This is a genomic window from uncultured Aquabacterium sp., assembly GCF_913773725.1.
In the GTDB taxonomy this organism is placed as follows: Bacteria; Pseudomonadota; Gammaproteobacteria; order Burkholderiales; family Burkholderiaceae_C; genus Aquabacterium.
The window spans coordinates 43,645-50,255 of sequence record NZ_CAJYGK010000094.1 but is presented as its reverse complement, the minus strand read 5'-3'; the positions used below and the strand labels follow the sequence as shown (position 1 = coordinate 50,255).

The following is a 6,611-nucleotide window of genomic DNA, read 5'->3' as shown; positions in this document are numbered from 1 at the left end:
TGAACTACTCGAGCGTGGTGCGGCTGGACCTCGGCACCGTGGTGCCCTCCCTGGCAGGCCCCAAGCGGCCGCAGGACCGCATCGACCTCGATCGACTGTCCACCACCTTCACCGACCTGTTTTCCCGTCCCACGGCCGAGAACGGCTTCAACCAGCCCGCAGCCCGGTTGAACGAGACCTACCCGACCCCGTCCGGCCTCAACCTTCGCCATGGCGATGTGCTGATCGCTGCCATCACCTCATGCACCAACACGTCCAACCCCGGCGTGCTGCTGGCGGCCGGTCTGCTGGCCAAGAAGGCGGTCGAGGCGGGCCTGCGGGTGTCGCCCCACATCAAGACCTCGCTGGCTCCCGGCTCCCGCATCGTCACCGAGTACCTGACAAAGGCCGGCCTCCTGCCTTACCTCGAGCAGCTCGGCTTCCACGTGGCGGCCTACGGGTGCACGACCTGCATCGGCAACGCCGGCGACCTGGCGCCCGAAATCAACGAGGCCATCATCGAACAGGACCTGGTTTGCGCGGCCGTGCTGTCCGGCAACCGCAACTTCGAAGCACGCATCCACCCCAACATCCGCGCCAATTTCCTCGCCAGTCCGCCGCTCGTGGTGGCCTATGCGATCGCCGGCAACGTGACACGCGATCTCATGAACGAGCCTGTCGGCCAGACCCCTGATGGCCGAGACGTCCACCTGCGCGACATCTGGCCTGCGGTTCACGAGGTGCAGGCCCTGATGCACCACGCCATGAACGGCGAGGCCTTCCGCGCCAACTACGCGCAAGTGCGCGACAACCCCGGCGCCCTGTGGGCCGAGGCCCGCGGCGTCAGCGGTCAGGTCTACACCTGGCCCGAGAGCACCTACATCGCCCGCCCGCCCTTCTTCGACCACTTCGAGCAGGCGCCCCCCGCCAGCGTGCCGCCGATCCGCGGCGCACGCGTCATGGCCTTGTTCGGCGACTCCATCACCACCGACCACATCTCGCCAGCCGGCACGATCAAGTCCTCCTCGCCGGCAGGACAGTACCTGCAGGCCCACGGCGTGAAGCAGGTCGACTTCAACAGCTACGGCTCACGCCGTGGCAACCACGAGGTCATGGTGCGCGGCACCTTTGCGAATGTGCGGATCAAGAACCTCATGCTTCCCCCTCGGGAAGATGGCAGCCGCGAGGAAGGGGGCTGGACGCTGCACCAGCCAAGTGGCGAACGCATGACCATCTACGACGCAGCCATGCGCTACGTCGCCGACGGCGTGCCGACCGTCATCTTCGGCGGCGAGGAATACGGCACCGGCTCCAGCCGCGACTGGGCTGCCAAAGGCACCCAGCTGCTCGGCATCCAGGCCGTGGTGGCGCGCAGTTTCGAGCGCATCCACCGCGCCAACCTCGTCGGCATGGGCGTGCTGCCCCTGCAGTTCCTGGGCAAGGATTCCTGGCAGACCCTGGAACTGACCGGCACCGAGGTGATCGACGTCGAGCTCGGCGAGGAGATCGAACCGCAGGCCGAGGTGCACCTGTGCATCACCCGCGCCAGCGGGCAAGTCGACCGGGTGGCCGTGCGCCTGCGCATCGACACCCCGATCGAGGTGAGCTACTACCAGCACGGGGGCATCCTGCCCTTTGTGCTCAGGCAGTTGCTGGCGCCCTGACCCCGTCAGACGCGGCTGGCAACCGCTGCTTCCGCCGCGGCGTCGAAGCCCACGGCCACCAGCTGGCCGTCCAGTTCGATGACCGGGCGCTTGATCACGCTCGCGTTTGCCACCATCAGGGCCTTCGCGCTGGCCGCGTCGACCACACCGGCCTTCGTCGCGTCGTCCAGCTTGCGCCACGTCGTGCCCTGGCGGTTCACCAGCTTCTCCCAGCCCGCCGCGGTCATCCACCCGTCCAGGCGCTCGGCCGGCACGCCCTGCTTCTTGTAGTCATGGAAGGTGTAGGACACGCCGCGGGATTCCAGCCAGGCACGGGCCTTCTTCACGGTGCTGCAGTTCGGGATGCCGTAGACGGTCAAGCTCATGATGAATTCAAAAAAGTCGATACACGCCTGCTCGGTGCGCAGCCCCGAACTGTCGCACACCTGACGGTGGCTGGTGATCAGCCCGCCGTGCCGACGGGACCGGGCGGCAACAGCCCTCGCGCCTCCTGCGCTTCCAGCGCTTGCCACTCCTCGTCGGTCCACAGCCGGGTGCGGCTCACGAAGTGAACCCCCTCCCCCTCCTCCAGCGAGAACGTGCCCCGGCTGCCCGGCGCCACATCCAGCGTCAACTGCGAGCCCACGAGGCGATCACCCTGCGCGCAGCTCACGTGAAAGGGCACACCGGCCATCACCTCGCCCAGACACACATCGTCCGGCAGCAGGGCCATGTCGCCCTCGGCGTAACACATCGGTGCGCCACCGTCTCCGCCGGCCCCGGCCTGGTAGAAAAAGACCGCGCCATGTCGGTCCTTGAGACGCTGCACAAGGGCCAGCGCCGCCTCGGTTGCGGTCACGCGGTGGATCATCGGCTTGCTGGAAACGCGAGAGAAAAAGGCCCGAAGGAAAGCCTGAACGAAAAAAGGGGCGACCGAAGCCGCCCCCAAACGCTGTCACTGAACGAACTCAAAAAACCCCTGGGATCAGAAGAAGCCCAGCTTGTTGGGGTTGTAGGACACCAGCAGGTTCTTGGTCTGCTGATAGTGGTCCAGCATCATCTTGTGGGTTTCACGGCCGATACCCGACTCCTTGTAGCCGCCGAAGGCAGCGTGCGCGGGGTAGGCGTGGTAGCAGTTGGTCCACACGCGGCCAGCCTGGATGGCGCGGCCCATGCGGAAGGCACGGTTGCCGTCGCGGCTCCACACGCCAGCGCCCAGACCGTAAACGGTGTCGTTGGCGATCTGCAGGGCTTCTTCTTCCGTCTTGAAGGTCGTCACGGCCAGCACCGGGCCGAAGATTTCTTCACGGAAGATGCGCATGTTGTTGTGGCCCTTGAACAGGGTCGGCTTCACGTAGTAGCCGTCGGCCAGGTCGCCGCCCAGCTGAGCGCGCTCGCCACCGATCAGCACTTCGGCGCCTTCCTGCTTGCCCACTTCCAGGTACGACAGGATCTTGTCCATCTGCATCTGCGAAGCCTGGGCACCCATCATGGTCTCGGTGTCCAGCGGGCTGCCCTGCTTGATGGCGGCCACGCGCTTGATGGCGCGCTCGATGAAGCGGTCGTAGATCGATTCCTGGATCAGGGCGCGCGACGGGCAGGTGCAGACCTCACCCTGGTTGAAGGCGAACAGCACCAGACCTTCGATGGCCTTGTCCAGGAAGGCATCGTCTTCGGCCATCACGTCTTCGAAGAACACGTTCGGGCTCTTGCCGCCGAGTTCCAGCGTGGCGGGGATCAGGTTGCCGGCAGCAGCCTGGGCAATGACCTTGCCGGTGGCGGTCGAACCGGTGAAGGCGATCTTGGCGATGCGCTTGCTCGAGGCCAGCGGCATGCCGGCTTCGCGGCCGAAACCGTTGACGATGTTCAGCACGCCCGGGGGCAGCAGGTCGGCGATCAGCTCGGCGAACACGAGGATCGAGATCGGGGTCGACTCGGCGGGCTTCAGGACCACGCAGTTGCCAGCGCCCAGGGCCGGGGCCAGCTTCCAGGCGGCCATCAGCAGCGGGAAGTTCCAGGGGATGATCTGGCCGACGACGCCCAGGGGCTCGTGGAAGTGGTAAGCAACGGTGTTGCCGTCGATTTCGGAGATGGCACCTTCCTGGGCGCGCAGGCAGCCAGCGAAGTAGCGGAAGTGGTCAGCCGACAGCGGGATGTCCGCGTTCAGCGTTTCGCGCATGGGCTTGCCGTTGTCGACGGTTTCGGCGTAGGCCAGCTTTTCCAGGTTCTGCTCGATGCGATCGGCGATCTTCAGCAGGATGTTCGAACGCTCGGTGGGCGAGGTGGCGGCCCACTTGTCCTTGGCGGCGTGGGCAGCGTCCAGCGCCAATTCCACATCGGCTTCGGTCGAGCGCGCAGCCTGGGTGTAGACCTTGCCGCTGATCGGGGTGATCACGTCGAAGTACTGGCCACCGACCGGGGCAACGAACTTGCCGTTGATGAAGTTGTCGTAACGGGGCTTGAACGCGACGGGTGCGCCAGCGGCGCCAGGTGCAGCGTAAACGGTCATGGGAGTCTCCTTCAGAGGTCTGCCGGGTATGTCAGCGGTTGAGCTTGTGAGTCGCCTCGGCCTGCGGGTGTCACAGGTATCGGCTTCCGGGGGGCTATAGGGCATGGCCCGTGCCAACGCGGGTTTTCACGGAGATTCAGGCCGGTTCACCAGCCGCTTTCCGAGCACTGCAAATCGCTGCAAATCCCTTTGTCTGCTGGGAAAAAGCCCGGTTTGCCCACTTGCCTTCCACCCTGCCCGCGGCGAAGCCCCTTGCCCCCCATCTGCTCCACGTCTTGCGTCCGTTTGGCACGATGTCCTCCGTTGACACAGGGGGAACCCGCATGTGACAGTCGCGAACAGGGACCATACTGCGCCCCGATCCCCGAAAATCGGCCAGGCCCCTTTCCTGCAGAGGAAAGCCCATCCGAATTCCCGTCACAGAGGCGCCCATGCAACTGACCCCGCAGGCCACAGCCGACCAATTGCGTCAGGCCCGTCGTTGCCTGCTCGAGACCGGGGAAGTGCCAGAAGGCGTTGTCAGCCTTCAGGTGTCGCTGTCCTGGCAACGCAGTCAGATGGCCGGTCTGTCGCCTGCCGAACCACCGGTCGCGCCGCCCATCAGCTCGGCGGCCGACCTGCGCCGCGCGCTGGCTTGCGAGTACGATCTGCTGGCTCACGCCCGCCCGGTGATGGAGTTTCTGTACGACCAGATGCGCGACAGCGGCAGCCTCGTCGTGCTGGCCGACTCCCAGGGCCTGCTGCTGCACAGCCTGGGTGACCCCGACTTCATCACGCGGGCCGAGCGCGTCTCGCTGGCGCCCGGCGCCCTGTGGCGAGAAGAGCACCGTGGTACGAATGCCATCGGCACCGCGATCGCCAACGGCTGCCCCACCGTCATCCATGGCGCCGAGCACTACCTCGAGCGCAACAGCTTCCTGACGTGCGCCGCTTCCCCCGTCATGGCGCCCGATGGCCGCCTGCGCGGCGTGCTCGACATCTCCGTCGACCAGAGCGGCTACCACCCGCACACCTTCGCGCTGGTGCGCTCGGCCGCCCGCATGATCGAAGACCGGCTCTTTCACGCTCGCCACATCAACGACCCCCTGCTGCGCCTGCATCCGCATGTCGAGGGCCTCGGTTCGGTGGGGGAAGGCTTGCTCGCCGTGTCGGAAGACGGCTGGATCATGGGCGCGAATGCCATTGCCCAGCAGTGGCTCAACCTGAGTGCCAGCCAGATCGGCGCGATCACGCTGGATCGGGTCTTCGGCCCCCAGGCCATGCGCCTGCAGTCGCTGCCGGCCACCGGCCAGCCTACGCGCGTCACCACCATGCAGGGTCATAACCTGTTCGTGCGCGACGAACCCGACCGCCGCCGCCGGGTGTGGGCAGCCACCCCGGTCAGCCCCAACCGGGCGCGCGCCGCGTCGGCGGCCAGTTCCGCAGCCGCTGCGGCGGCGCTGGCGGCCGCACGAGGCCGCCCGCCCCAGGCCCAGGATCGCCGCGACGACCGTCGCATGGCCCAGGCGCTCACGCGCGCGTTGCGCGTCCAGGCGCAGGGCATCCCCGTGCTGCTGCAGGGTGAAACGGGCACAGGCAAAGAAGTCTTTGCCCGCACCTTGCATGCCGAAGGCGACCGTGCCAGCAAGCCCTTTGTCACGGTGAACTGCGCCTCCCTGCCGGAAACGCTGCTTGAAGCCGAGCTGTTCGGCTATGCCGGGGGCGCCTTCCCGGGCGCCCGCCCGGAAGGATCGCCCGGCCGCATCCGCCAGGCCGATGGCGGCACCCTGTTCCTTGACGAGGTCGGCGAACTGCCGCTGACCCTGCAGGCCCGCCTGCTGCGAGTGATGCAGGACAAGCAGGTCGTCGCGGTCGGCGCCTGCCACGCCGAGCCGGTGGACTTCGTGCTGGCCTGCGCCACGCACCATCCTCTGCGGGATGCCGTGACGGCCGGCCGGTTCCGGGAGGACCTGTACTGGCGCATCAACGGCCTGACTGTCCAGATTCCGGCGCTGCGCGAACGCGGCGACACAGCGGATCTCATCGACGACATGCTGGCCTCGATCGCCCTGGACATGAAGCGTCCGGAGCCGCCCCGCATCACCACCGAGGTCGTCGAAGCCCTGTTGCAGCACCCCTGGCCCGGCAACCTGCGCCAACTGCACGCCGTGTTGCGGACCGCCTGCGCCCTGCTCGGCCCGCACGAAGATGAGCTCCACTGGGAGCACTTCAGCGAGGACCTCTGGTACGACGTGTTCTCGCGCCCCTATCGCGACGATCCCCCCGTGGCCCCGCGCATCGACCCGCACCTGCCGCCGCCGCCCAACGCCTCCCCGGAAGAGGCTGGCGAGGTCAACCTGCGACGGCTCTCGCACACCGCGATCGAACGCGCCATTCAGGCCTCGAACGGCAACATGTCCGAGGCCGCCCGCAAGCTCGGCATCAGCCGCAACACCCTGTACCGGCGTCTGAAACAGGTCAGCGAATGAGGGTTCGGGCCG

The 6,611-nt window shown here is 67.0% G+C and carries 5 protein-coding genes; 2 read left to right on the top strand and 3 right to left on the bottom strand.

The window, feature by feature from the left end:
- On the top strand, positions 1-1,643 hold a 1,643-nt coding region (gene acnA, locus QZ709_RS10900; RefSeq protein WP_294637318.1), incomplete at its 5' end, for an aconitate hydratase AcnA.
- 5 nt (positions 1,644-1,648) lie between these two features.
- Here the strand turns inward: acnA and QZ709_RS10895 are convergent.
- From QZ709_RS10895 to QZ709_RS10885, 3 genes are all read right to left on the bottom strand, one after another.
- Complete coding sequence (locus tag QZ709_RS10895) at positions 1,649-2,008, bottom strand: ArsC family reductase (protein WP_294637316.1); 360 nt, start codon at positions 2,006-2,008, stop codon at positions 1,649-1,651.
- Positions 2,009-2,085: 77 nt separating this feature from the next.
- Positions 2,086-2,481, bottom strand: a complete 396-nt coding sequence (locus tag QZ709_RS10890; RefSeq protein ID WP_294637315.1) for a DUF779 domain-containing protein — start codon at positions 2,479-2,481, stop codon at positions 2,086-2,088.
- A 126-nt stretch (positions 2,482-2,607) separates the two neighbouring features.
- A complete protein-coding gene (locus tag QZ709_RS10885) occupies positions 2,608-4,131 on the bottom strand; it encodes an aldehyde dehydrogenase family protein (protein ID WP_294637314.1) in 1,524 nt (507 codons plus the stop codon).
- Positions 4,132-4,562: 431 nt separating this feature from the next.
- Here QZ709_RS10885 and QZ709_RS10880 point away from each other — a divergent pair, with 431 nt between their 5' ends.
- Positions 4,563-6,599 (top strand): sigma-54-dependent Fis family transcriptional regulator, encoded by a 2,037-nt coding sequence (locus QZ709_RS10880; RefSeq protein ID WP_294637313.1) that lies wholly within the window; start codon positions 4,563-4,565, stop codon positions 6,597-6,599.
- The last annotated feature ends 12 nt before the right edge of the window (positions 6,600-6,611 follow it).

Bases quoted from the DNA above. Each gene is read 5' to 3' on its own strand.
- QZ709_RS10885 (WP_294637314.1), bottom strand. From the start codon at position 4,131: ATGACCGTTTACGCTGCACCTGGCGCCGCTGGCGCACCCGTCGCGTTC.
- QZ709_RS10895 (WP_294637316.1), bottom strand. From the start codon at position 2,008: ATGAGCTTGACCGTCTACGGCATCCCGAACTGCAGCACCGTGAAGAAG.
- QZ709_RS10880 (WP_294637313.1), top strand. From the start codon at position 4,563: ATGCAACTGACCCCGCAGGCCACAGCCGACCAATTGCGTCAGGCCCGT.